This window comes from Flagellimonas algarum (genome assembly GCF_040513375.1).
Taxonomy (GTDB): Bacteria; Bacteroidota; Bacteroidia; order Flavobacteriales; family Flavobacteriaceae; genus Flagellimonas_B; species Flagellimonas_B algarum.
The window spans coordinates 780,108-803,312 of the sequence record NZ_JBEVTG010000001.1 but is presented as its reverse complement, the minus strand read 5'-3'; the positions used below and the strand labels follow the sequence as shown (position 1 = coordinate 803,312).

At 48.0% G+C, this 23,205-nt stretch carries 25 protein-coding genes; 16 read left to right on the top strand and 9 right to left on the bottom strand.

Annotated features, from left to right (window positions below; genetic code table 11):
* Nucleotides 1-140 precede the first annotated feature (140 nt).
* Genes hemA through ABV409_RS03720 form a run of 9 tightly spaced genes read left to right on the top strand, consistent with a single transcriptional unit; the run spans nucleotide 141 to nucleotide 8,279 of the window.
* Nucleotides 141-1,397, top strand: coding sequence for a glutamyl-tRNA reductase (gene hemA / locus ABV409_RS03760; RefSeq protein ID WP_353876209.1), 1,257 nt, complete (start codon nucleotides 141-143; stop codon nucleotides 1,395-1,397).
* Nucleotides 1,394-2,320, top strand: coding sequence for a hydroxymethylbilane synthase (gene hemC, locus ABV409_RS03755; RefSeq protein ID WP_353876208.1), 927 nt, complete (start codon nucleotides 1,394-1,396; stop codon nucleotides 2,318-2,320). The genes hemA and hemC overlap by 4 nt, the downstream gene beginning before the upstream one ends.
* The gene (locus ABV409_RS03750) at nucleotides 2,295-2,954 is read left to right on the top strand and encodes a uroporphyrinogen-III synthase (protein WP_353876207.1); all 660 of its coding nucleotides are present in this window, start codon (nucleotides 2,295-2,297) and stop codon (nucleotides 2,952-2,954) included. The genes hemC and ABV409_RS03750 overlap by 26 nt, the downstream gene beginning before the upstream one ends.
* Entirely contained in the window at nucleotides 2,955-3,989 is a 1,035-nt protein-coding gene (gene hemE, locus ABV409_RS03745) for a uroporphyrinogen decarboxylase (RefSeq protein ID WP_353876206.1), read from the top strand.
* Nucleotides 3,976-4,470, top strand: coding sequence for a DUF6973 domain-containing protein (locus ABV409_RS03740; protein ID WP_353876205.1), 495 nt, complete (start codon nucleotides 3,976-3,978; stop codon nucleotides 4,468-4,470). Before hemE ends, ABV409_RS03740 begins: the two co-directional genes overlap by 14 nt.
* Nucleotides 4,460-5,371: an oxygen-dependent coproporphyrinogen oxidase gene (gene hemF, locus ABV409_RS03735; protein ID WP_353876879.1), complete on the top strand. Its 912-nt coding sequence runs from the start codon at nucleotides 4,460-4,462 to the stop codon at nucleotides 5,369-5,371. The genes ABV409_RS03740 and hemF overlap by 11 nt, the downstream gene beginning before the upstream one ends.
* Before the next feature lie 13 nt (nucleotides 5,372-5,384).
* A complete protein-coding gene (locus ABV409_RS03730; RefSeq protein WP_353876204.1) occupies nucleotides 5,385-6,173 on the top strand; it encodes a PhzF family phenazine biosynthesis protein in 789 nt (262 codons plus the stop codon).
* Nucleotides 6,174-6,175: 2 nt separating this feature from the next.
* Nucleotides 6,176-7,162, top strand: coding sequence for a porphobilinogen synthase (gene hemB / locus ABV409_RS03725; protein ID WP_353876203.1), 987 nt, complete (start codon nucleotides 6,176-6,178; stop codon nucleotides 7,160-7,162).
* Between the two features lie 55 nt (nucleotides 7,163-7,217).
* Nucleotides 7,218-8,279, top strand: a complete 1,062-nt coding sequence (locus tag ABV409_RS03720) for a bestrophin family protein (protein WP_353876202.1) — start codon at nucleotides 7,218-7,220, stop codon at nucleotides 8,277-8,279.
* Between the two features lie 12 nt (nucleotides 8,280-8,291).
* Here ABV409_RS03720 and ABV409_RS03715 read toward each other — a convergent pair whose 3' ends face one another.
* From ABV409_RS03715 to ABV409_RS03705, 3 genes are read right to left on the bottom strand one after another with little or no spacing between them, the layout of a single operon-like run.
* On the bottom strand, nucleotides 8,292-8,435 hold the full coding sequence (locus ABV409_RS03715; protein WP_353876201.1) for a hypothetical protein: 144 nt from the start codon (nucleotides 8,433-8,435) through the stop codon (nucleotides 8,292-8,294).
* A 21-nt stretch (nucleotides 8,436-8,456) separates the two neighbouring features.
* Entirely contained in the window at nucleotides 8,457-8,627 is a 171-nt protein-coding gene (locus ABV409_RS03710) for a hypothetical protein (protein ID WP_353876200.1), read from the bottom strand.
* A gap of 49 nt (nucleotides 8,628-8,676) precedes the next feature.
* Complete coding sequence (locus tag ABV409_RS03705; RefSeq protein ID WP_353876199.1) at nucleotides 8,677-9,165, bottom strand: DinB family protein; 489 nt, start codon at nucleotides 9,163-9,165, stop codon at nucleotides 8,677-8,679.
* Between the two features lie 265 nt (nucleotides 9,166-9,430).
* Between ABV409_RS03705 and ABV409_RS03700 the strand changes: the two genes are divergently transcribed.
* Genes ABV409_RS03700 through ABV409_RS03685 form a run of 4 tightly spaced genes read left to right on the top strand, consistent with a single transcriptional unit; the run spans nucleotide 9,431 to nucleotide 13,297 of the window.
* On the top strand, nucleotides 9,431-10,390 hold the full coding sequence (locus ABV409_RS03700) for a helix-turn-helix transcriptional regulator (protein ID WP_353876878.1): 960 nt from the start codon (nucleotides 9,431-9,433) through the stop codon (nucleotides 10,388-10,390).
* Nucleotides 10,391-11,653 carry a serine hydrolase domain-containing protein gene (locus ABV409_RS03695; RefSeq protein ID WP_353876198.1) on the top strand — a complete coding sequence of 421 codons (1,263 nt, stop codon included), beginning with the start codon at nucleotides 10,391-10,393 and terminating at the stop codon, nucleotides 11,651-11,653.
* A 52-nt stretch (nucleotides 11,654-11,705) separates the two neighbouring features.
* Nucleotides 11,706-12,827 (top strand): CNNM domain-containing protein, encoded by a 1,122-nt coding sequence (locus tag ABV409_RS03690; protein ID WP_353876197.1) that lies wholly within the window; start codon nucleotides 11,706-11,708, stop codon nucleotides 12,825-12,827.
* Nucleotides 12,827-13,297 (top strand): methylated-DNA--[protein]-cysteine S-methyltransferase, encoded by a 471-nt coding sequence (locus ABV409_RS03685; protein ID WP_353876196.1) that lies wholly within the window; start codon nucleotides 12,827-12,829, stop codon nucleotides 13,295-13,297. Before ABV409_RS03690 ends, ABV409_RS03685 begins: the two co-directional genes overlap by 1 nt.
* Here the strand turns inward: ABV409_RS03685 and ABV409_RS03680 are convergent.
* Complete coding sequence (locus ABV409_RS03680; RefSeq protein ID WP_353876195.1) at nucleotides 13,294-14,418, bottom strand: hypothetical protein; 1,125 nt, start codon at nucleotides 14,416-14,418, stop codon at nucleotides 13,294-13,296. The two genes, ABV409_RS03685 and ABV409_RS03680, sit on opposite strands and share 4 nt — an antisense overlap.
* A 66-nt stretch (nucleotides 14,419-14,484) precedes the next feature.
* On the opposite strand from ABV409_RS03680, the gene ABV409_RS03675 reads away from it, so the two are divergent.
* A complete protein-coding gene (locus ABV409_RS03675; RefSeq protein ID WP_353876194.1) occupies nucleotides 14,485-15,198 on the top strand; it encodes a 3'-5' exonuclease in 714 nt (237 codons plus the stop codon).
* Nucleotides 15,195-15,563, top strand: a complete 369-nt coding sequence (locus tag ABV409_RS03670) for a VOC family protein (protein ID WP_353876193.1) — start codon at nucleotides 15,195-15,197, stop codon at nucleotides 15,561-15,563. The genes ABV409_RS03675 and ABV409_RS03670 overlap by 4 nt, the downstream gene beginning before the upstream one ends.
* Before the next feature lie 65 nt (nucleotides 15,564-15,628).
* Here the strand turns inward: ABV409_RS03670 and ABV409_RS03665 are convergent, their stop codons facing one another.
* From ABV409_RS03665 to ABV409_RS03655, 3 genes are all read right to left on the bottom strand, one after another.
* Nucleotides 15,629-17,830, bottom strand: coding sequence for a S8 family serine peptidase (locus tag ABV409_RS03665; protein ID WP_353876192.1), 2,202 nt, complete (start codon nucleotides 17,828-17,830; stop codon nucleotides 15,629-15,631).
* A gap of 147 nt (nucleotides 17,831-17,977) precedes the next feature.
* Nucleotides 17,978-18,916 carry an endonuclease/exonuclease/phosphatase family protein gene (locus tag ABV409_RS03660; protein WP_353876191.1) on the bottom strand — a complete coding sequence of 313 codons (939 nt, stop codon included), beginning with the start codon at nucleotides 18,914-18,916 and terminating at the stop codon, nucleotides 17,978-17,980.
* A gap of 32 nt (nucleotides 18,917-18,948) precedes the next feature.
* Nucleotides 18,949-19,716: a TMEM175 family protein gene (locus ABV409_RS03655; protein WP_353876190.1), complete on the bottom strand. Its 768-nt coding sequence runs from the start codon at nucleotides 19,714-19,716 to the stop codon at nucleotides 18,949-18,951.
* Between the two features lie 87 nt (nucleotides 19,717-19,803).
* Between ABV409_RS03655 and hflX the strand changes: the two genes are divergently transcribed.
* Nucleotides 19,804-21,015: a GTPase HflX gene (gene hflX, locus ABV409_RS03650; protein WP_353876189.1), complete on the top strand. Its 1,212-nt coding sequence runs from the start codon at nucleotides 19,804-19,806 to the stop codon at nucleotides 21,013-21,015.
* Nucleotides 21,016-21,252: 237 nt separating this feature from the next.
* Here hflX and ABV409_RS03645 read toward each other — a convergent pair whose 3' ends face one another.
* Together ABV409_RS03645 and ABV409_RS03640 are read right to left on the bottom strand one after the other, a co-directional pair.
* The gene (locus tag ABV409_RS03645; protein WP_353876188.1) at nucleotides 21,253-22,185 is read right to left on the bottom strand and encodes a DUF3078 domain-containing protein; all 933 of its coding nucleotides are present in this window, start codon (nucleotides 22,183-22,185) and stop codon (nucleotides 21,253-21,255) included.
* 91 nt (nucleotides 22,186-22,276) lie between these two features.
* Nucleotides 22,277-23,200: a DUF3078 domain-containing protein gene (locus tag ABV409_RS03640; protein WP_353876187.1), complete on the bottom strand. Its 924-nt coding sequence runs from the start codon at nucleotides 23,198-23,200 to the stop codon at nucleotides 22,277-22,279.
* Between the last annotated feature and the right edge of the window lie 5 nt (nucleotides 23,201-23,205).

Here is a 23,205-nt window from a genome sequence, read left to right as displayed (position 1 = left end):
TGTGCTTCCCCCCTGGAAAATAGTGGCTAAACGGATTTTTTGCACAAAGTGCCCTCAATTTACGCAATTCTGATATTAATTGACCCGCCAGCGTTATTTTTTATTTTTCCTTGCTGTTATTTTTGCAGGTGTCGCAGCTTATGGAACATTACAACCTTTCACGTCACAGTTCGTTCTATGCCATCGGTTTGAGCTACAAGAAGGCCGACGCCGTGATTCGGGGCAAGTTCAGTCTTGATGTTCCGAAAATCGATGCGATCATGGCAGCTGCTAAACAGGAAGGTATTGAAGGCCTTTTGGCGATGTCGACTTGCAACCGTACCGAGCTTTTCGGTTTTGCCCAGCACCCCTACCAACTGATCAAATTACTCTGTGCCCAGACGGAAGGAACCGTTGAGGAGTTCCAAGAAGTGGCCTATGTCTTGAAGAACCATGAGGCCTTCGACCATTTGTTTCGGGTCGGCACGGGTTTGGATAGTCAGATATTGGGCGATTTCGAGATCATCAGCCAGATCAAACAGGGCTTTTACCGTTCGAAAAAGAACGGCATGACCAATCCGTTTTTGGAACGCCTATGCAATTCGGTGATCCAAGCCAGTAAGCGGATCAAGAACGAAACCGAACTCTCGACCGGGGCTACCTCGGTCGCTTTTGCTTCGGTCAAGTATATCCTGCAACATGCAGCCCACCAGGAGGCACCGAAAATCTTGTTGTTCGGTACCGGAAAGATCGGCCGGAATACCTGCGAGAACTTGATCAAACATGCCAAAAACCCGAAGATCACCCTCATCAATCGAACCCGCGAGAAAGCCGAGCATATTGCCGGAAAGTTTCAGCTGGAAGTGAAGGATTACGGGGATCTTCAAACCGAGATACGGAAGTCTGACATCTTGGTGGTGGCCACAGGGGCCCAACTCCCGACCATTTCCAAAGCGCTGGTTCACACGAAAAAACCCTTATTGATTTTGGATCTTTCCGTACCGAAGAACGTGGCCGATGATGTGATGGAGTTACCCAATGTGAGCCTGGTCCATTTGGATCGTCTATCCCAAATCACCGATGAGACCCTTGAGCGTCGAAAAGGGCATATTCCCAAGGCTGAAGCGATCATCAGCGAGGTCAAGACCGACTTTTTGAAATGGTTGGAGAGCCGAAAATTCGCTCCGGTCATTAGCGCATTAAAGAAAAAGCTCATGGTGATGAAAGAAGAGGAATTGGACTTCCATTCAAAAAAATTGGGGGACTTCAACCACGAACAAGCCGAAATGGTTTCGGAGCGCATCATTCACAAGATCACCAAACAGTTCGCCAACCACCTTAAAAAACAAGACGTCGATACCGATGACAGTCTCGAGTTGATCCAAAAGGTTTTTCAATTGGAAATCGACCGTAAATGAAGCAACAAATCCTAAGAATCGGAACCCGAGATAGTGAGCTCGCCCTTTGGCAGGCCACCCAAGTACAACGACTCTTGGAAGCCATGGGCCAAGACAGCACCTTGATACCGGTGAAATCAAAGGGGGATCTCGAGTTGGACAAACCCTTATACGAACTCGGGGTAACCGGTATTTTTACCAAGACCTTGGATGTCGCCTTACTCAAGGGCGAAATCGATCTGGCCGTACATTCGATGAAGGATGTACCTACACAATTACCGAAAGGACTGGTGCAGACCGCGGTCTTGGAACGGGCATCGAACCAAGACATTTTGGTGCATAAGGGTTTGGATTTTTTGGATGGTGAAGGCACGTTGGCCACGGGCAGTTTGCGAAGACGGGCACAATGGTTGTATCGATACCCTCGGCATAGCATCGTCGATTTACGCGGTAACGTCAATACCCGGTTGATCAAGCTGATAGAAAATGATTGGCAAGGGGCGATTTTTGCCAAAGCTGGATTGGAACGCATCAAACTCCTGCCTAAAGACGCCATCGAACTGAATTGGATGATTCCCGCACCGGCCCAAGGCGCTATGGTCATCATGGCTCACGGCACGAATGAACGCGCGATTTCGATTTCGAAACAATTGAACCATGAGGAAAGTGAAGTGTGTACCCAAATCGAAAGGGAGTTTTTGCGCACCCTTGAAGGGGGGTGTACGGCTCCTATCGGCGCCATCGCCACCATAAAAGACCAAATGGTTTATTTAAAAGGAGGGTTGTTCGCCCTTGATGGGAGTACAGCGGTCATCATAGAGAAACAGCGACCGCTCGGCAAAAGTGAAGGTTTCGGCAAAAGCTGCGCTTATGAGGCGTTGGAATCAGGCGGGACGCAATTGATGAAAGCGATCAAAGATGAACTCAACGATACTGTCAACTAAGGTATTGACCTACCCTCAACAACAGCGTATCTTAAATGCTGATCTCGGATTGGTAGGCTATAATGCCATCGCTATCGAATTAGAGCCATGGCAGACCCCTTTCAGTTCAGAACATGTGGTTTTCACAAGCCAAAACGGAGTACGGTCTTTCGTAATACAGACCGATTCCGAAACGCTTGGAAAAGTAGTGGGCTATTGCGTTGGTGAAAAGACCCGGGCAATGCTCGAATCGCATGGCATCAGGGTCAAGCTGGTGGCTGACAAGGCCGAGGCCCTTGCGAACCAGCTTGTTAACACCCATGCTGACCTGCGGTTCACTCTGGTTCAAGGGAATATGGCGCGACCTGAACTAGGCCGAATCTTAAAAAAAAATAACGTACGGTATGATATTATTCAGGCCTATCGGACCGAGCTGACCCCGAAAACGTATCAACGAAGTTTTGACGGGGTGTTGTTCTTCAGTCCGAGTGCGGTGACCAGTCATTGCAGTGCAAATTCCATTGCGGAAAGCGTTGCTTTTTGTATCGGTGAAACCACGGCTGAAGCTGCCAAAGTACATACGGATCATACCATTATTGCAAATCGGCCCACCATTGAGAATGTTTTGGTACAGGCCATAAAATACTATACATAAATGCTAAAGAACGATTTGTTTTTACGTGCCCTTCGAGGGGAAACGGTAGAACGACCACCGGTTTGGATGATGCGGCAAGCAGGAAGGTATCTCCCCGAATTCATGGAACTGCGTGCGAAGTATGATTTCTTCACCCGTTGCGAAACCCCTGAACTCGCCTCCGAAATCACGGTACAGCCGATACGAAGGTTTGGGATGGATGCGGCCATATTGTTCAGTGATATCCTTGTCATTCCGCAAGCCATGGGGATTACTGTCGAAATGAAACCGAATTTCGGGCCGTTTCTTCCAGAACCGATTAGAACCCCAAAACAAGTCGAGGACATTGTCGTGCCCGATGTATATGATCGCTTGGATTATGTCATGAAAGCGATTGCCATGACCAAAGAGAAGTTGGATGATGAAGTACCCTTGATCGGGTTTGCGGGTTCGCCATGGACCATCTTGTGCTATTGTGTGCAAGGTCAAGGCAGTAAGAACTTCGATTTGGCCAAAGGGTTTTGTTTTACCCAACCGGCGGCGGCACACGCTTTATTGCAAAAGATCACCGACACCACCATTGCTTATTTGAAGGCGAAGGTCAAAGCGGGTTGCAACGTGGTACAAGTGTTCGACTCCTGGGGAGGCATGTTGTCGCCGACCGATTATCAAGAGTTCTCCTTACAGTATATGGAACAGATCGTGGCCGCGTTGAAAGAGCATGCCCCGGTCATTTTGTTCGGGAAAGGGTGTTGGTTCGCCCTGGATCAGATGGCCCGTTCAGGAGCTTCGGCCTTGGGTGTGGATTGGACTTGTTCACCACGAAATGCGCGCTATCTATCGGGAGGTAAGATTACCCTACAAGGTAATTTCGATCCATCGCGATTGTTGTCGCCACCAAAGGAGATCAAGAAGATGGTACATCAAATGATCGATGAGTTCGGGAAGGATCGCTATATCGTCAATTTGGGTCATGGTATTTTACCGAACATCCCGGTTGATCATGCAGGAGCCTTTATCGAAGCGGTAAAATCGTATTCGGGTGAAATGGTTTAAGACCTTGCGTAGGGTTCGGCCCAAATCGTTTATCCGCTTGGTCGGTCTGGCGCTGTGGCATCCGCTTTACTTGATACCGACTTTTTTGGCCACGAAAAACTGTATGGCGGTCGCAACGGAACAGTATGGATTTGCCCATTACCGAAATGGACCGGCCAATGCGTTTCGACATGCCTATTGGAATTTTCTGATCGCTTTCCGCTGTTGGCGTTGGCGACCGAACAAGGATCGGGCGCTGCGTTGGGTCAAGGCGATTACCGATTGGCATGAAGATGCGTTTTTCAGTACGGATTTGGCCCGGATGATGGATGAACACAACAATGAGATCGGAAGGCTTTGGGCAAAGAAACTCGAGTTGAACGATGAAGACCAAGCGGCGGCCCATTTCATGGAGATGGCCGTACAATCGGTCTTGATCGATACGGATACGGATCTCGAACCATTAAAATACCAAATGGTACATATACATGATGAAACTTAAAGATCGATTTTACGGATATATAGAATCCCTTCAAGACCGCATCACCGGGGCTTTGGAAACGGTTGATGGGGAAGCGCACTTTCACCAAGACCTTTGGACCCGTTCTGAGGGTGGTGGGGGCCGGACCCGCGTCATTGAAAATGGTGCCGTTTTCGAAAAGGGGGGCGTCAATATTTCGGCGGTCCATGGCGCACTTCCTGAAAGCATGCAAGCCTATTTCGGGGTCGAAGAAGCCGATTTCTTCGCCTGCGGCCTTAGCTTGGTGCTGCATCCCAAAAATCCCATGGTTCCAACAGTACATGCCAATTGGCGCTATTTTGAAATGTATGACAAATCCGGTAGTATCGTCGATCAATGGTTCGGTGGGGGCCAAGACCTTACTCCGTATTATCTTTTCGATGCCGATGCCGAACATTTCCACAGCATTTGCAAACAGGCTTGTGATGCACATGACGCGGAGTTCTATGCAAAATTCAAAGCGCGATGCGATTCGTACTTTTGGAACACCCATCGGCAGGAAGCCCGTGGGGTGGGCGGTTTGTTCTTTGATTATTGTAAGGCCTCCGAATCGAAAAGCATGGACGCTTGGTATGATTTTGTTACCGAAGTGGGCGATAGTTTTATCCAAGCCTACCTTCCGATCGTTGAACGTCGAAAGGATATGCCTTACACTGAAGACCAACGCCATTGGCAAGAGATCAGAAGAGGGCGTTATGTCGAATTCAACCTGGTACACGATAAGGGCACCCTTTTCGGTTTAAAAACCAACGGCCGAATTGAAAGTATTCTGATGAGTCTGCCACCTGTGGTGCAATGGCGTTATGACCATACCCCGGCTGCGGATAGTGAAGAAGCCCGGTTGTTGGGCGTGTTGAAATCACCCAAAAACTGGATATCTTAAACCAATAAGAACAATGAAACTGAACCTCTACCAAATCGACGCATTTACCGATAAGGTCTTTGGGGGCAACCCGGCCGCCGTCTGCATACTGGATGAGTGGCTTGACACAGCGATCATGCAACGCATTGCCGAAGAGAACAATTTGGCCGAGACCGCCTTCGTCGTGCAGCGGAACAGTTCTTATGAACTGCGATGGTTCACTCCTGAAATCGAAGTGGATCTTTGTGGTCATGCGACTTTGGCTACGGCTTATGTCTTATTCAACAACCATGGCCACCAAGAAAATACCATTCGGTTCATTTCGCCTCGAAGCGGTGAGCTGTTCGTTGAAAAAAAGGCCAACGGGTTCATGACGCTTGATTTTCCGGCCGATGATATCATTGGCATCCAAGGGGTGTTGCAAATCGAAAGGGCCATAGGATTGACCCCGATGCGCACCTTTAAAGGAAAGACCGATTATATGCTCGTGTACAATTCACAGCAAGAAATCGAATCGATCCAACCCAATTTCCATTTGCTCGATGCTTTGGATTGCCGTGGGGTTATCGTAACCGCACCAGGTGATGAAGTCGATTTCGTTTCCCGTTTCTTCGCCCCCAAATGCGGGATCCCGGAAGACCCGGTTACCGGTTCTGCCCATACCTCGATGACGCCGTATTGGTCAAAAGCCTTGGGAAAATCGAAGTTGACGGCAAGCCAACTTTCAAAACGTGGCGGGCAATTGATTTGCGAAGACGCCGGTGAACGCATAAAGATTTCAGGAAAAGCCGTACCCTATATGGTAGGGGAAATAACGCTATAAGTATGTATCCATTGATTAGAAACCGCCGTTTGCGTGGCTCGAAGGCCATTAGGAACCTGGTACGTGAAACCGTGTTGACACCCAATGATTTTTTGGTGCCCTTGTTCGTGGTCGAAGGTAAAGGGATCAAAGAGGAAATCCCTTCCATGCCGAACTACTACAGGATGAGTTTGGACCATCTTACGAAGGAAGTGAAGGCCTTATGGGACATGGGACTTTGCGGTGTCTTGCTTTTCGTTAAAGTGCCCGATGATCTGAAGGATAATGAGGGTGCCGAAGCTTTGAACCCGGAGGGATTGATGCAACGTGCGGTCAAAACCGTCAAGAATACCTGCCCAGAAATGTTGGTTATGACCGATGTAGCCTTAGATCCCTATTCTTCGTTTGGGCATGATGGCATCGTCGCCGACGGACAGATATTGAATGATGAGACCGGTGAGGTCTTGGCACAAATGGCCGTCTCCCATGCCGAGGCCGGAGCCGATTTCGTTGCCCCTAGCGATATGATGGACGGGCGCATCCTGACCATCAGGGAAGCTTTGGAAGACGAAGGATATCAGCAAACGGGAATCATGAGCTATGCAGCCAAGTACGCCAGCGCCTTTTATGGCCCGTTCAGGGATGCGTTGGATTCCGCTCCCTCCGATCAGGCCGATGTTCCCAAAGACAAATCGACCTATCAAATGGATCCCGCCAACCGCTTTGAGGCCGTCAAGGAAGTACAACAAGATATTGATGAAGGCGCCGATATCGTCATGGTCAAACCGGGGCTGGCCTATTTGGATATCGTTAGGGAGATCCGGAACGAGGTTGAGGTGCCCGTCGCCGTCTATCAGGTTTCTGGAGAATATGCCATGTTAAAGGCCGCTGCTGCCAATGGTTGGTTGGAACATGATGCGGTTATGCTCGAACAGTTGATCGCTTTTAAAAGGGCCGGTGCCAACCTGATCGCATCCTATTTTGCGAAAGAGGTCGTCCGATTGCTCTAAGCAAAGGAACTTGCGGATTCTTGGTTATATTTGATAGGAATCCAATCCTATCACTATGCTTACCAAAAAAAGATATTCGACCAAGGATATGGCCCTTTGGTCTCGTTGGGAGACCTTGCTTTTCCTGATTTTCGCATCCATAGTCACCGTCTTATACCATGTATTCGAACTCACCTTTCTCGAAGTACCTTGGACACCCGTAGCTTTGATCGGTACCGCGGTAGCCTTCATTGTCGGTTTTCAAAACAATTCGGCCTATGGGCGAATTTGGGAAGCCCGTAAGATTTGGGGCGGTATCGTCAACACTTCGCGCACCTGGGGCATGAAGACCAAAGACATGGTCAATGGAGATCACGACGGGGGATCGATCACTTCAGAGGAACTGCACCATCATCACAAAAAATTGGTGTACCGCCATATTGCCTGGTTGACCGCCTTGCGGCATGGTATGCGCCAAAAACGCAAGTGGGAAGTATTCGAAAAAGAACATACCAACCGCGAATGGCTCCGCATCATCCATATTCCAGAAAAAGTGACGTCCCTTGAAGACGACCTGTTGGAATACCTTTCCAAGGAGGAGTTGGACTACGTCATGTCGAAAGGGAACAAAGCGACGAGCTTGTTGTATTTACAATCCAAACATTTGCGCGAATTGAAACAGCAAGGTTTATTGTGGCAATTCGCCTTTCTGAATTTGGAGGATGTGCTTGAAGAACTCTTTACGCTACAAGGTAAATCGGAACGCATCAAGAACTTTCCGTACCCGAGGCAATATGCGAGTTTGGCATTTTACTTCGTTCGGGTCTTTCTGATTTTACTCCCTTTTGGTATCATTCCTGAATTTGCCGAAATCGGTGCTTCGATCGCTGAAAACTTCCCGAAGATCGCCGACCACTTTATTTGGTTGGCCGTACCTTTCTGCGGCGCGGTGTCATGGGTGTTTTATGTCATGGAACGTATCGCCAGGGCCGGGGAGAATCCTTTTGAAGGCACCGCAAACGATGTACCGATATCGACCATTGCAAGGGGTATTGAAATCGATTTGAGACAACAGTTGGGCGAACAGGCCCAAACCATACCCGACCAGTTCCCAGAGAATTTCCACGTACAGATGTAAGCACGGTTGGCGTCATTGATCCGGAGCTTCCTTTTTCTTTGCCATGAGCTGGGGTACCGCTCGGGTGGCGGAAAAGGAAAATTGGGTCTTTCGACGGGCGAATTTCCGCTCCCAATCGACATCGGGGGTCGCTTTTTGCCAAATCCAGTTTCTCATCTGTTGTTGAATTGATCCGTGTTAATCGAGCTCTTCACATAAAAACCCCTTGTCGTGTAACAACCGGGAAATCGCCAAGGCATTGGGGCGTTCGGTTTCGACCCGGAGGATATTGTCACAATCCTCCAAGTCAAAATTCCATCGTCCGCTACCATTGATCAATCGATCGAGGAACGGGCCAAGATGCGACACCTTCCCGTGGTTCGATACCGATGTCTTAAAAACCAAAACCGTTTTCATACTAGCGCTCCCAAAAAAATGGAGGTTCAATGCCAAGGGCCCTTAAGTACACATATGCCTGACCTCGATGATGGATTTCATTGTCGATGAAGTAAAACAGGTGCCAACGGACCGGAAATTCATACTGCCCGAACAAGATCCTTGATTGCGAATAGTGTTCTAATGTCAATTGGGGCCAAAGGTCATTGATGCCTTCGGTTGCTGCATCCCAATGTTCTAAGAGGGCGGCTTTGGTGGTGCCGAAATCGCCATGTTCATCCAGTTCCTGCTTTTCGCCAGTAACCAATTCCCGTAGTCCAGGTTCTGCAATGGCCAGCATTTCTTTGATTAGTTCTGCGAAAGGGCGCATGCCCCCGATGCTGAATTCGAACAGCTCTTTTTCCGGAAAGGCTTCGATGACCCTCCGTGTCAAGCTTCGATGACCTTGCCAGTGTTCCAAAAGATGTGCTGGTGAGAGCACGACATGACCTTGTTCGATTGTTTTTTCCATGAGTTGTTTTTTTAGGATTATTGCTTCTGGAACCAAAGGTAAATGGGGGGAGTGACAGCCCTTTGTCAGTAGTAAAAAATGGAGCGTTGAAAATCATGCTGACATAGGGCTGTCACCTTCTCGGTGTACTTTGCGCAAAGCATGGGCCTTAGATTATCATGGCTATGGCAAGAACGAACGAACGGGAGTTTAACTGAAAATGATGAAAGGGTGGTTGACAGCGCTTGCATTGAAATCCTATCTTTGGAATATAGGCCGATTACTTATGGGAATGGATACCGTTAAACGTTTTGATCGAATCGTCGCCATTTTGATCCAACTGCAGTCGAAACGCATCGTGAAGGCCCAAGAACTTTCAGACCGGTTCGAAGTGAGTCTCCGAACGATCTATCGCGATATTCGAACATTGGAAGCCGCTGGAGTGCCCATCGCCAGCGAGGCGGGTGTCGGCTATTCCATCATGGAAGGATATCGGTTGCCCCCGGTGATGTTCACCAAAGAAGAGGCGGGGAGTTTCGTAGCCGCCGAAAAATTGATGCAGCACTTTACCGATCGATCGTTAGGTGCCCATCATGAATCGGCCATGTTGAAATTGAAATCGGTCTTGCGGGGATCCGAAAAAGACTGGGTGGAGGCCTTGGAAGCGCAGGTGCGCATTTTTCCGTCGCAAGATATCTTCAATGAGAAAGTGCCGAACGCCTTGGAACTTTTGTTCGAAAGTATCGCCGAAAAAACCCAGGTATTTCTTAGTTATGAGGCCATTGATGCCGACGCACCGGTCGATAGAAAAATTGAACCAGTCGGTATATTCAATGAGAACAACTTTTGGTATGTTATGGGTTTTTGCCATCTTAGGCAGGCATATCGGCAATTTAGAACCGACCGCATACATCGTATAAATAGGACTTCGGAGCGATTTTTATTGCAACACGGTAGCTTAGAGGAGTTGCGACGGCCTAGACCGAGCCAGAAGCATAAAGTCAAGATTTCGGTCGACAAGAAAGTGGCCAAATTCCTGAAAGGAAGCCGGAAAGGGTATGGTTTTATCGCGGAAAGGCAATTGCCCGATGCCGTGGAAATGACCTTCATGATCGATGATATCGACAATCATTTTGCGCGCTGGTATTTGATGTTCGGGGATTATGCCACTGTGATCGAACCTGAATCGCTTAAAGAACGGCTTGCTCTATTACTGGACAAACAACAAAAAAGACTTATCCTATAAATGAAGCAGTACCTCTTCTTACTGTGTGCCATGGGTTTGCTGATGCCTTCGGCTTTTGGCCAAAAGGAAGCTGACCCCCAAGATGAATTCACGGCAAAAGTCGATGCCATTGTCGAAGACGGCATCCGAAAGCAGGCATTTCCTGGAGCGCAGGTCTTAGTGGCCCATAAAGGCAAGGTGGTATTACACAAAACCTACGGTTTTCACACCTATGATAGTATTGTACCGGTCGCAGCGGACCATCTGTACGATTTGGCATCGGTCACCAAAATCCTTGGGCCTTTACCGGCCTTGATGAAGCTGGTCGAGGAAGGGAAATTGGATTTGGATGCCCCCTTTTCGACCTACTGGACCCCATGGCGAAAACGTGAGGACAAACGATCGCTGACCTTAAGGGAAATTCTGGCCCACCAAGCGGGACTCCAGCCATATATCGTATTTCTGAACGATGTACTTCGTGGCGAACACCCTAAAAGAAGGTTTGTCCGCACTCGATCGAGTAAGCGTTTCGGAAAGAAGGCATATGCCGATCGTTTTATTGCCAATCGTTTCGATCGGCACATGTATCGCAAGATCAACGCATCACCGGTGGGCGAAAAAACCTATCGGTATTCCGGACTGACTTTCCTGGTTTTCCCAAAGTTGATCGAAGATTTGACGGGCATGCCGTATGAGGCGTACTTAAGACAAGGTTTTTATGACCCCATTGGGGCCACGACCTTGGGGTACCTACCGAACGAACGGGATTTGCCCAATCCTATCATCCCGACGGAGCAAGATACCCTCTTCCGAAAGGCCTTGGTCAAAGGCTGGGTCCATGATGAAAATGCCGCGCTCTTGGGTGGGGTATCGGGTAATGCCGGGCTTTTCGGCACGGCCAATGACGTCTACCGTATGATGCAATGCTATCAGAACCTAGGGGAATTCAACGGGCAGCGCTTGTTTGAAGAAGCAACGGTAAGGTCGTTTATTACGATACAGTTCCCCGAAAACGAGAACCGCAGGGGCCTTGGTTTTGACAAACCCCTTATAGGGAATGATACCCTGAATGTGGCACAGGCCTATCCGGCCCCGAAGGCAAGCGCCATGAGTTTCGGTCATGCCGGTTTCACAGGAACCTTCGCTTGGGCCGACCCAGAACATCAGCTTACTTTTATTTTTCTATCGAACCGGGTTTATCCTACACGGGCCAATCGCAATTTGTACGAACTCGCTATCCGGCCTAGGCTCCATCAGTTGTGTTATGACTACTTCGTTGATTGATCACGTCCCAGACGAACTTATTTTGCTATTTTTATGACAAGCAATCTAACCTATGGGTCTCCTTATTTTCTTTGCCGTTATCTCCATCTTTTTTTCCTTTCTGTGTTCTATTTTAGAAGCGGTACTCCTCAGTATCACACCGACCTTTCTGAACGTCAAGAAACAGGAAGGGAAGGCCTATGCAAACGAATTGGAATCCTTAAAAAAGGATGTTGACAAACCGCTGATCGCCATTTTGACCTTGAATACCATTGCCCACACCGTGGGGGCTATCTTGGTCGGGGTACAGGCCAAAGTGGCCTATTCCGATCTTTACGGCAGCCAAACCCAGACCTTTTTAGGAGTGGAGTTTACCGAAGACTTGATGGTAGGCGTGGTTTCGACCATAATGACCATTTTGATTTTGGTCGCTTCCGAAATCATACCGAAGACCATTGGGGCCACGTATTGGAAGGAGTTGGCCAATTTCACGGCCAAATCGTTGAAAATCATGGTATTCGTTCTAAAATACACTGGACTTTTATGGTTGTTGCAGCTGTTTACCAAATTGATCGGAAGCAAAGGTGGACATGGCAGCGTGTTGAGCCGCGAAGACTTTACCGCAATGACCGACATCGCCGAAGAAGAAGGGGTCTTTCAAGAATCGGAATCCAAAGTGATCAAAAATCTATTGAGTTTCGATGAAATCGAGGCCAAAGATGTGATGACCCCAAGAACGGTCATGAAGATCGCTTCTGAAGATACTACCATACAGGCGTTTTTCGAGGCCAACCGCCCCTTACGGTTTTCGCGCATCCCGGTTTACAAAGATCGGATGGACAACATCACTGGGTTTATCTTAAAGGATGAACTGTTGGAGGCGATCATCAATAAAAATGGAAAAGAAGCCCTTTCGACCATCAAGCGTGAGATGTTGGTCACCAATAGGAACAAACCCATTCCGGAATTGTTCGAGAAATTCGTCAACCAACGCGAACACATTTCCTTGGTCGTCGATGAATATGGATCGGTCAGTGGCCTTGTAACTATGGAAGATGTGATAGAAACCTTGCTCGGACTTGAGATCATGGATGAAAGTGATAATGTGGAAGACCTTCAAGTCTTGGCAAGAAAGAACTGGGAGCATCGGGCTAAGCGCCTCGGAATTATTGAAGATACAAGTGAATTAAACTAGTGGAAACAGCTTATATACAGACACCTATAGGTTACGCTGAGCTTAAAGGAGACGAAGAAGGCCTGGCTGAGGTAACGGTTTTCGACGTTGAAAAACCGATAGGTATAATTCCTCCGATCTTGGAAGACGCCGCTTACCAATTTTCAGAGTATTTTGAGGGAAAACGACAGCAATTCGATTTGAAACTCAATCCAAGCGGGACCGAATTCCAAAAGCGCGTTTGGGAAGCCTTGCTTGAAATTCCTTTCGGCAAAAGTGTCTCGTATTTGGAACTTTCAAAACGTTTGGGCGATGTCAAGGCGATTCGTGCCGTGGCAGCTGCCAATGGAAAAAACCCGTTATGGATCGTGGTTCCTTGCCATCGGGTGATCGGCAGCAATGGCGAGCTGACCGGGTATGCCGGAGGGCTCCATCGCAAAAAGTGGCTTTTAGAGCATGAAAGTCCGGTAAAACAGCAATCCCTTTTTTAATCCTTCACAAAGTAAATCGGGGCAAAGGGTACCTCGATCGTATCGAGCAAGGTGCCGTCGGCAGCGATGACCATAACCCCGCCAGCGTCGAAAGTCGCACTATTACTGTCGACGAACCCGATGAAAAAGAGGTTTTGGGCAGCACTGTACCCTTGGGCGGTCAAGGTGAGGTTGGTCTGTAAATTCGTCTGTACTGAAGAATAGCTATCGATAAATCCAAGCAAATCATTCGTTCCGGTTTCGGTATCGAAAATAGCAGGTCCGAAGGTCACTGGCGATGGTTGGGCGTATGCGGCACTGTAGTATAACTTTCCATCGATAAGTTCGGCATCGAGTTCTCCAGGATCGAAGAATTGGGTAAAACCCAATGGTCGACTGTCAAGAAGCTCCAAGGAATCGAAATCATACAACTCCAACTGGGCTTCGGTACCGACATTGCTCTTGATAACAGCCAGATTTTGCGAATCGTCTATGAACAAACTGGGTGAAAAATCGGCGAAATCGAGCGTACCTATCAAGTTCTTGGTAGCAATATCATAGGTAGCCACTTTGAATTGTCCACCTGCCGTGCGATAGGTAATGAACAGCTTATCGTTAACCAGTAAAGGTTGGTACAAGTTCGTAACGTTGAACTCCAAGGCAAGGTCATCGCCTTCGAAGGAAGGGATATCGATGCTTCTCAAGGCAAGGTTCGAAGAACCACTTGGGGCATAAAACCCAAAATGGATGGTCTCAAGACTGTTGGTTCCCCAAACGATTGACCGTTCTGGGGTGTTGGTATAAAAATCCGGAAATAGGGTTACCGCTTCGCTATTGAGGTTCTTGAGCGCGAAAGAAAAGTTCCCCCTTGAAAAACTGAAGAACGAGAGCACCTCGTCAACCTGTCTCAAGGTCAAGAAAACTCCATCGATGTTCAGTTCCGTACTAAGGTTGACCGGGGTCCGGTCCGTGATTTCGGAATCGAAATCGAACTGGTATAGGTTTTCGTTATCTTCCCCGATGACCGTAAAACTGAACCTATCATTGGTGGTATCGCCACCGGTTTCCACAGGCTCGGTATCCGATGAACAGCCCAACAAAAGCCCGAGCAGGACCACAATTGACCAAGGGAATTTTTTCATAGCACTTCAAGATACATAATTCATGCGACATCAAATAATTCGGTTTCTATTTAGTACATTCCCCTGATGCTGTATAAACTCAATCTTTCGAACATCCTTTTCCTCGATATAGAAACGGTGCCCGAGCATACCAGGTTCGAAGAATTGAGCTTGGAAAAACAGCAGCTGTGGGAACATAAATCCCAGTATCAGCGCAAAGATCAACTCACACCGGCCGAGTTTTACGGCCGTGCCGGGATTTGGGCCGAATTCGGGAAGATCGTTTGTATTTCGATCGGCAAGTTCATCGTCGATGAAGGAGGGCGGCGGTTTCAAGTACGTTCCTTTCAAGGACCCGAAACCAAGATCCTACAAAACTTCCAACGGTTTTTGGAAGAGGGCTATGCGCACCCAAGGGTGCTCTTATGTGCGCACAATGGCAAGGAATTCGATTTTCCATATATCGCCCGCCGCATGTTGATCCATGGGATTCGGTTGCCGAACAAGCTTGATCTCTTCGGAAAGAAACCCTGGGAAGTACCCCATTTGGATACGATGGAACTCTGGAAATTCGGGGATTATAAGCACTATACTTCTTTGAAGTTGTTGGCGGCCGTATTGGGCGTGCCCTCCCCAAAAGAAGATATGGACGGGAGCATGGTGCGCGATGTTTACTACCAAGATGGGGCCATCGATCGCATTGTAAGCTATTGCGAATTGGACGTCATTACGACGGCACAAGTCTTATTGCGATTGCGGGGAGAAACCTTATTGTCGGATCATGAAATCGAAAAACTATGAGTGGTATGGAATGGAAGGCTATGATACCGGTCTTGCCCTCGCAAGATATCGCCAGGGATGTGGAATGGCATCGAAAATTTACGGGTTTCGAGCCCGAATTCGGGGATGCCATGTATGCGGGTTTGAAACGCAACGGTCTGGGTCTTCATTTGCAATGGCATGCCGATACCGAAGCAGATCCCTTACTTGGTGGTTCGGTCATCAAGATCTTTGTCGATGACATCGAACCGATTTTTGAAGAATTCATGGGAAGGGGTACGGTTGCAGCAAATAAACTGCGGAGGAACACTCCTTGGGGGACCCATGAATTCGGATTTTATGACCTAAATGGCAATGCTATTTTCATAGTACAGGATGCCGAATAGACGCGACCAAATTTGACGCGGTCTCCGTTGATTTTCGGCAGCGATGCAAGGGGTTATATCAGTCTTCATCTTTTCAGGAATTTAGTGCTGTGTTTTCCGGAATAATCCATGATGTTCAAGATGTACATGCCGTCGGGCAGGTCCGTGACATCCACTTTTCCGTCCAAAATCCCGGATCGGACAACGGTTCCGGCAACGGACAGAATGGTGTACTGGGCATCTTTTGAAGTTTCCATATCGACAAAGAGCTCATTGACGGTTGGGTTTGGAAACACTTTTAAGTGCGCCGTTTCGATATACCCGATCGGTTCGTCCGTAGTGATTTCCGTATCGGTGCCTTCGAATTCGAAGCTTATGGGTTCCGTAAATTCGGAGGCCAGGTTTTGGGTGCATACTTGTCGAACCTGGAATTCATAGGTGGTTCCTTTTTCAAGATCGTCGAAAGCCATGGAGTTTTCCCAAGTCGATCGCATCGACCATTTGCTGCTATTCTTGTTTTTGAATTGGACTTCGAAAAGGGTTTCTTCGGCAGCAGCCCATGTAAAACGTGCTGAATGTTCCGTTGCTTCTTGCAAACCGATAGCTTTCGGCGCTTCCAACCGACACTTGCTCAAACGAACCCCTGAAACCACGAGACTGACGTCTTGCGCCCCGTTTTTCAACTCCCCTTTATGGCTGATGGTCACAGTGTAAGTACCTGAAGGATTTGGGATGTCGATGCGTTCGAAAGGATCGACCTGGTTGTCACCCTGCACGGCTTTTTTGTCAGCTTGGCCTGCGTTCAACTTCCAGGGGTAATAGGTTGTTCCGTTTTGGGTGATGCGCAGATCCAAGTCATTGATCAAGGCCTTGGTGGTCGCATTCAAATCACCGCGATTCACATACACTCCTTCGGGGTCGGTCCAGGAAATGGAGGCGCTTAAGGGTTCAAGCTCTTCCGCATTGACCTCGAAGGAATAGCTTTGGCCCGCTTCGATCTTGAGTTCCTCAACAAGCGAACCATAGTCTTTTTGCAAAAGTACCTCGGCTGCTTTTTGGGTATTGATGATGCCCCATCCCATTTTGTAATCGGGGCCGCTTTCAGCCACATCATCGGCTGTATGCAACGCCAAACCTTTAAGGGTGGCCGCCTTCATGAAGTTGCCGTAAAGGTCTTCATGGAATTGCTGTAGCAAGAGTAAGGATCCCGTGACTCCAGGGGTGGCCATAGAGGTACCCATAAGCGATTGGTAACTGGTATCGCTGTTTGAGCTAGTCGAGAAAATTGCCGTTCCGTCTCCGGCAAGGTCGGGTTTGATCCTGCTGTCGTCGATGGGTCCAAAACTGCTGTAATTCGCCACATGGGCGTTTTTCAACTTCCCTTGGTCATTGAAAGTTGCGGCAGCTCCAGCAACGACCAACCCATTTTTTGCAGTGGTGAATCCCAATAGTAAATCAAATCCGTCAGCTGTTTTACCAAAATTGGGTTCATTATTGTCAAAGGAGTTCTGGGCATTTCCCGCAGCGGTGACCATCAAGTAATATGGGGCATTGTACATGATTCTGTCCCAATCTTGCGAAACCCTGATGTAACTGCCGAAATACCAGTCAGGCACCCTATCGGTCTTGATACCGTACGAATGGTTCGACAACAAAAGGCCATTAGCGGCCGCTTCGGTCACTTCGATTTTATCACGACTCCAATCGTGCGAAAGCGCAGAGGCACCAAAAGCGACCCCTTTCGCTTTTTCTTTGACCCCGGCTGAAACAAGGGTACCGGTTACCATGGTAGCATGTGAATCGATTTCCTCGGAGGCATCGCCAAAGGTGACGCGGCCGTCGAATTCTTGATGGGTGGTCAGCGCCAGGCCAGCATCCCAAACACCAACCTTCATTCCGGTGCCGTCAAGGTCAAGATCCAAGATACCATTCGTATGCAGGGCATTGGCACGTGAAACTTTACTGGTCGGATCAAGGAGTGTGGTGTAATAAAGTAAGGTGCCATCGTCTCCGATATCATTGAGGGCCACAATGGTTCCGTCCAAATCTTTTTCGTTCGACTGCCATTGTGCTAGTCTTGTAGCTTGGCCAAGCTGTATTTTCTTTTGGGAAACTTCTTTTTCGAATTCGGCGATCAAACGGCTCAAGCGTTGCCGATCGTAGTTTTGGGTAATGTCAGCGGTCTGCGATTCCGTTTGGGCCTGACTACCTATGACGTAAAAAAGGAAAACGATGAAGGGATAAAAAAAGCCAGGGCCCCAGGTCTGTTTTTTGCAATCCAATTTCATGGTTAAGTAAGATTTGGACTACAAATATATTTTTACAGGAAGTTCTTATCGATAAAATGTCCCTTTATTTCGATGAACTACAAGCTCATCGTGCTTTAGTTGTTGTGAAAGTGGAAAAACCTGTGGTTTGTAATATTTTTCTTTCAATCAATCATTGTATTTCAAGACCACATAAACTGGAAAATGGTCGCTATATCCACCGATATGCTTCCTTCCGACGAAGGTGCGAAAAGGGTTGCCCTTGTATTTTCCCTTCCATTCCTGCAAAAAACGAGGTGAAAAGATGGCGGCTTTTTTAAAACTATGGGTGCCCTTCTCGTAGTTAAGGAAACTATGCGATACCAGCACTTGATCGAAAAGGTTCCATTTCCCTTTGTAATTGGCACTTCCGCTATTGGGTGAGAGGAGCTGTTGCATGGGGTTGATGAACAATCCGGATTCCATAAGGGTCTTGATGCTCTTCGAGTTGGGATCGTCATTAAAATCACCCATGACCATGAGGTTGGCCGCGTATTCTTCGATGCGATCGATACGTTCCAAAACGGTCTGGGCGGCCAATACCCGTTTGTGCTCCGTTTCATCGGCCCCATCCCTCCGCGAGGGCCAGTGGTTTACGAACAGGTGTACCGGTTCACCGTTCAACTCCCCGTACACATACAAAATGTCTCGGGTATAATCGCGTACCCCTTCTTCGTTGGTTACCAGCAAGGGCAAGGTTTCTTTGTCGAGCACCTTGAAATGTTCGCGATGGTACAACAAGGCCGTATCGATGCCTCGCTCATCAGGCGAATCAAAGTGGACATAATCGTAAGGTAGCCCATTCAAAGGTTCGGTTTGTAATAGGCGTTCGATAATGGCATTGTTCTCCACTTCGGCGATTCCGACCAAAGTCGGTGCGCTGCCTATTTCCTCTTTACCGATTTCAGAAATCGCCTTGGCGAGTTTGCCCAGTTTTTTCGTTAGTTTTTTCTCGTTCCACTTCTTGAAACCCGATGGGGTAAAGTCGTCGTCTAGGGTATAAGGGTCGTCCTTGGCGTCAAAGAGGTTTTCGAGATTGTAGAATGCTACGGTGTATTTTTCTTTCATAATAGGCGTTCAAATGGCATCATCGACACGGGTCAAAAACCTAGTTTACGGGCTTTCTTTTTTCGGTATCGTTTGAATAGGGGCAGTATCATCGGGGTCAATAAATACGCCATTCCGGAATAGGAAGCTGCCGTGCCTCCGAAAATAAGGACGATGCCCATCGAAATAACGGTGACCATCATCAACAAGAGGTAGTCATAGATAAAGGTTTTGGTAATGAAGCGTTCCTTGTTGTCCAGCTCCAATTCATTCGCTTTTTTTAGGGCATTGACATGCATGAACATGATCATGAGGTAGATAAAGAAGAGTCCCAATCCGAAACGGATCATGAGGTCTTTCCATTGGGTCGGGTTGAGTTCTTCGGCATACAGCCCGTCAAGGGTCTGACGCATGGCCGCCGAATCGTCACCGATCGCTTTTTTGATCAGCACGTAAATTGCCGTTCCCAAATAGGAGAAGAGGTATTTCAAAGGATACACATAGAATAGCAAAACGAACAGAAAGAGGGCATTCAACATTTTCGTGGTGGTGTCGACTAGGCCATAGTGCAAAAAGAAATTGCTATGGTTGTTCCATAGGCCCAATAGCAACATGGTACAAAAGATGAACCCTAAAAAGCCGTACATGGAAACTTGTAGTTCCAAATAGTTTTTGGGCACTTGGCTTGATATGACCAACAAGGTAATCGCAAAACCAAAAACGGCATCGGATAGGTTTTCAAGTCGTGTGGTTTGCAGCCCACGGTACCGGAACCCTTCTGGGGAAACTTTTTTCGTGGTGTCGATCAGTCTTTTTTTCATGAAAAATCAGCTTTTTTGGGCGATTTCCTATCGAAATGTACAAAAATCAACTGCAAACATTACGTAGTTTTGCACTTTAGATCGGTTATGCTAGAGAAAAGGACCATAGGTCATGAGAAGGCCATTTTGATAGGGGTCATCAATAAATCGCAAGACGAGACCAAGGTGCGCGAGTACCTTGACGAGCTCGAGTTCTTGACCTTTACCGCCGGTGGCGAGGTCAGCAAGCGCTTCGTGCAGCGGGTCGAGGTACCGAACCCGAAGACTTATATCGGAAGTGGTAAAATGGAAGAAGTGCAGCAGTACGTCATAGCCAACGACATCGGTTCGGTGATATTCGATGACGAGCTTTCACCGGCGCAACAAAACAACATCGAGAAGTTGTTGCGTTGTAAGATTTTGGATCGTACGAGCTTGATCCTTGATATTTTCGCCCAACGGGCGCAGACCAGCTATGCGCGTACCCAAGTCGAGCTTGCCCAATACGAATACCTATTGCCCCGATTGACCGGACTATGGACCCACTTGGAAAGACAACGAGGGGGTATCGGAATGCGGGGCCCAGGGGAGACGGAAATCGAAACGGATAGACGTATCGTTCGCGACCGCATCGCCTTACTCAAGAAGAAATTGATCAAGATCGACCGTCAGATGGAAACCCAAAGGGGGAACCGCGGGGCATTGGTCCGTGTCGCCTTGGTCGGGTATACCAATGTCGGAAAGTCGACCTTGATGAACGTGGTCAGTAAAAGTGAGGTCTTTGCCGAGAACAAACTGTTCGCGACCCTTGATACCACGGTGCGTAAAGTGGTCATCGGCAACCTGCCTTTTCTGCTGAGTGATACCGTTGGGTTCATCCGCAAACTACCGACCCAATTGGTTGAGAGTTTTAAAAGCACCTTGGATGAGGTTCGCGAAGCCGACCTCTTGCTCCATGTAGTCGATATTTCGCACCCGAATTTTGAAGAACATATCGCCTCGGTCAATCAAATCTTGGATGAGATCCATAGCGCGGATAAAAAAACGATCATGGTCTTCAACAAAATCGATCGCTATGTTCCTGAGAACATCGCGGAAGATGACCTGACCACGGTTCGGACTTCGGCCCACTTCACCCTTGAGGAGTGGAAAAAGACCTGGTTCAATAAAATCGGAGATCGTGCTTTGTTCATATCGGCTTTAAATAAGGAGAACCTCGACGAGTTCAGGAAAAGGGTGTATGATGAGGTCCGTGATATTCATGTGACACGTTTCCCGTACAACAACTTTTTGTATCCGGAACATCTGGATGGCCAATAGTAGGCAGTTCATCGATGATTTTGGACGTTCGTCTTTTCCACAACAAAATAAAAGGGGTTGACAACAAAAATATGGTCTCCCAAAGGCGATGCCATATCTTTACGTCATAGTTATAGTGTTCACCCCAAATACACTTGTACTTTACTACTTGCTAAAATTGAAACATCAAGAAATTCTTGATTGCATTGAAAGCCCTGGACCTGTCCGGGGCTTTTGTCTTTTGGTCTCGTTTCGTACTTAAAAGGAATAACTAAGCCCAAGGGTCCAATACGATTGCAATTCATTGTCGATGCTGTCGAACGTCGCGTCTGGATCAGGGGTGGGGGCATTGTTGCGAACGAAGTTCAAGGTTTCCTGTCTGTTGTTGCGAAGCCCGAAATCAAATCCCAATCCGATGACCTTCCATAGGGTATACGCCAATGAATTCGTCCAGGTCCAATTACTGAGGTTCGTATCGCGGTAACTTTGAAAAACGGAAAGGTTGGTCTTGAAAGAGACCGCCCCCAGCTTTCGCGTATAATCCGCAACGATCTTAGCTCCACCTGATGATTCGAACAATTCGTCCTCATCGCTTAAAACGATGTTGTAGTTCAAGGGTTGGATCACCACCACAAGGTCCGTCACCGGGGTCCAGGTCGCCCCGAAGCCTAGGTCGATGTACCCTGGGTTATGAAAATTATTGATCAAGGTGGTACGGTATTCGAGCAAGGTTGAAATGGCCCATTTTTCATCCAGTTTCAAACCGAACAGTGAAGTGAGGTTGAAAACGTCGGTGGCTGCACGAAACCCCGTATCGTCATCGGGATCGTCACGATCATCGATGCGTACCCAAGAGAGGTTGGTATTGATCGCATTGCGCCAATAGAACGTGGGTTGCTTTAGATTAGCAAAAGCATTCAGCGTGAAACCGATATTACCCGATGAGTTGTTAGGAAAGCCCTGGGCGTACCAATTGGTGAATTCAGAGATATTGCCCCCGATGGTACCGAAAGCACCGAAACGCCATCCCGGAAGTGCATTGAGTTTGGCCTGAAGGCTATCGACCCGCTTTTGGAAAACCTTGATAGTATCCTTATTGCTTGCGATTTCGGCCTCTATGTCCGCTTTTTCTTGGGCCATAACCGAGAGGGGCAACAAACCTACCAAGCAGCTGATCAAAAACGATTTCATGAACGTGATTTTTGGTTGCGATCACAAAAATACGCCGCCCAATAAAAAAGCCCGGGAATTCCCGGGCTTTTATCTTTTTGGTAAGGCTTCCTTAGAAGGAATAACTGAGACCAAGGGTCCAGTAGGTCTGCAAGTCGTTATCGATATTGTCGAAAGTGGCCGTAGTATTGCCAAGGGTATTGATTTCGTAATTCAAGGCTTCTTGCTTGTTGTTACGAAGTCCGAAATCGAAACCGACCCCGATGGCCTTCCACAAGGTGTAGGCGAACGAATTGGTCCATGTCCAATTGCTCAAATCACCGTCTTCGTAGCTTTGGAAAAGCGATAGGTTCGACTTGAAGGAAACCGCCCCGATCTGTCGGGTATAATCGGCCAAGATCTTTGCCCCCAAGGAGGAGTTGAAGATGGTGTCGTCATCGGCAAATACGAAATTATAGTTCAACGGATGGATGACCACGACCAAATTGGCAACGGGCGTCCATGTGGCCCCGACCCCAAGGTCTAGATACCCTGGATCGTTGAAATTGCTCAAGATCGTCGTTCGGTATTCCAATAGGCCCGAAACGGCGAATTTGTCGCTGAGTTTCCTGCCGTACAGTGAGGATAGGTTGAATACATCGGTGGCTTCTCGAAATCCGTCTTCATCAGTGGGATCATCTTCGTCATCCAATTTGACCCAGGTCAAATTGGTGGTCAAGGCGTTTCTCCAAAAGAATTTTTCCTGTTGCAAGTTGGCGAAGGCGTTTACGGTAAATCCAATATTTCCAGATGAGTTATTGGGAAATCCCTGGGCGTACCAGTTGTTGAAATTCGATAGACTTCCTCCGATGGTACCAAAGGCACCCAATTTCCATCCGGGGAGGGCATCGATTTTTGCCTGTATGGCATCGACCCGTCCTTGGATGGCGGCAATAGAGTCTTTTTTAGGGGCCATTTCAGCCTCCAATTCCTCTTTGGTCTGGGCCATTGTACCGATCGTGGTCAACAGCAGCATGACGATAGCTAGTTTTTTCATAGTTA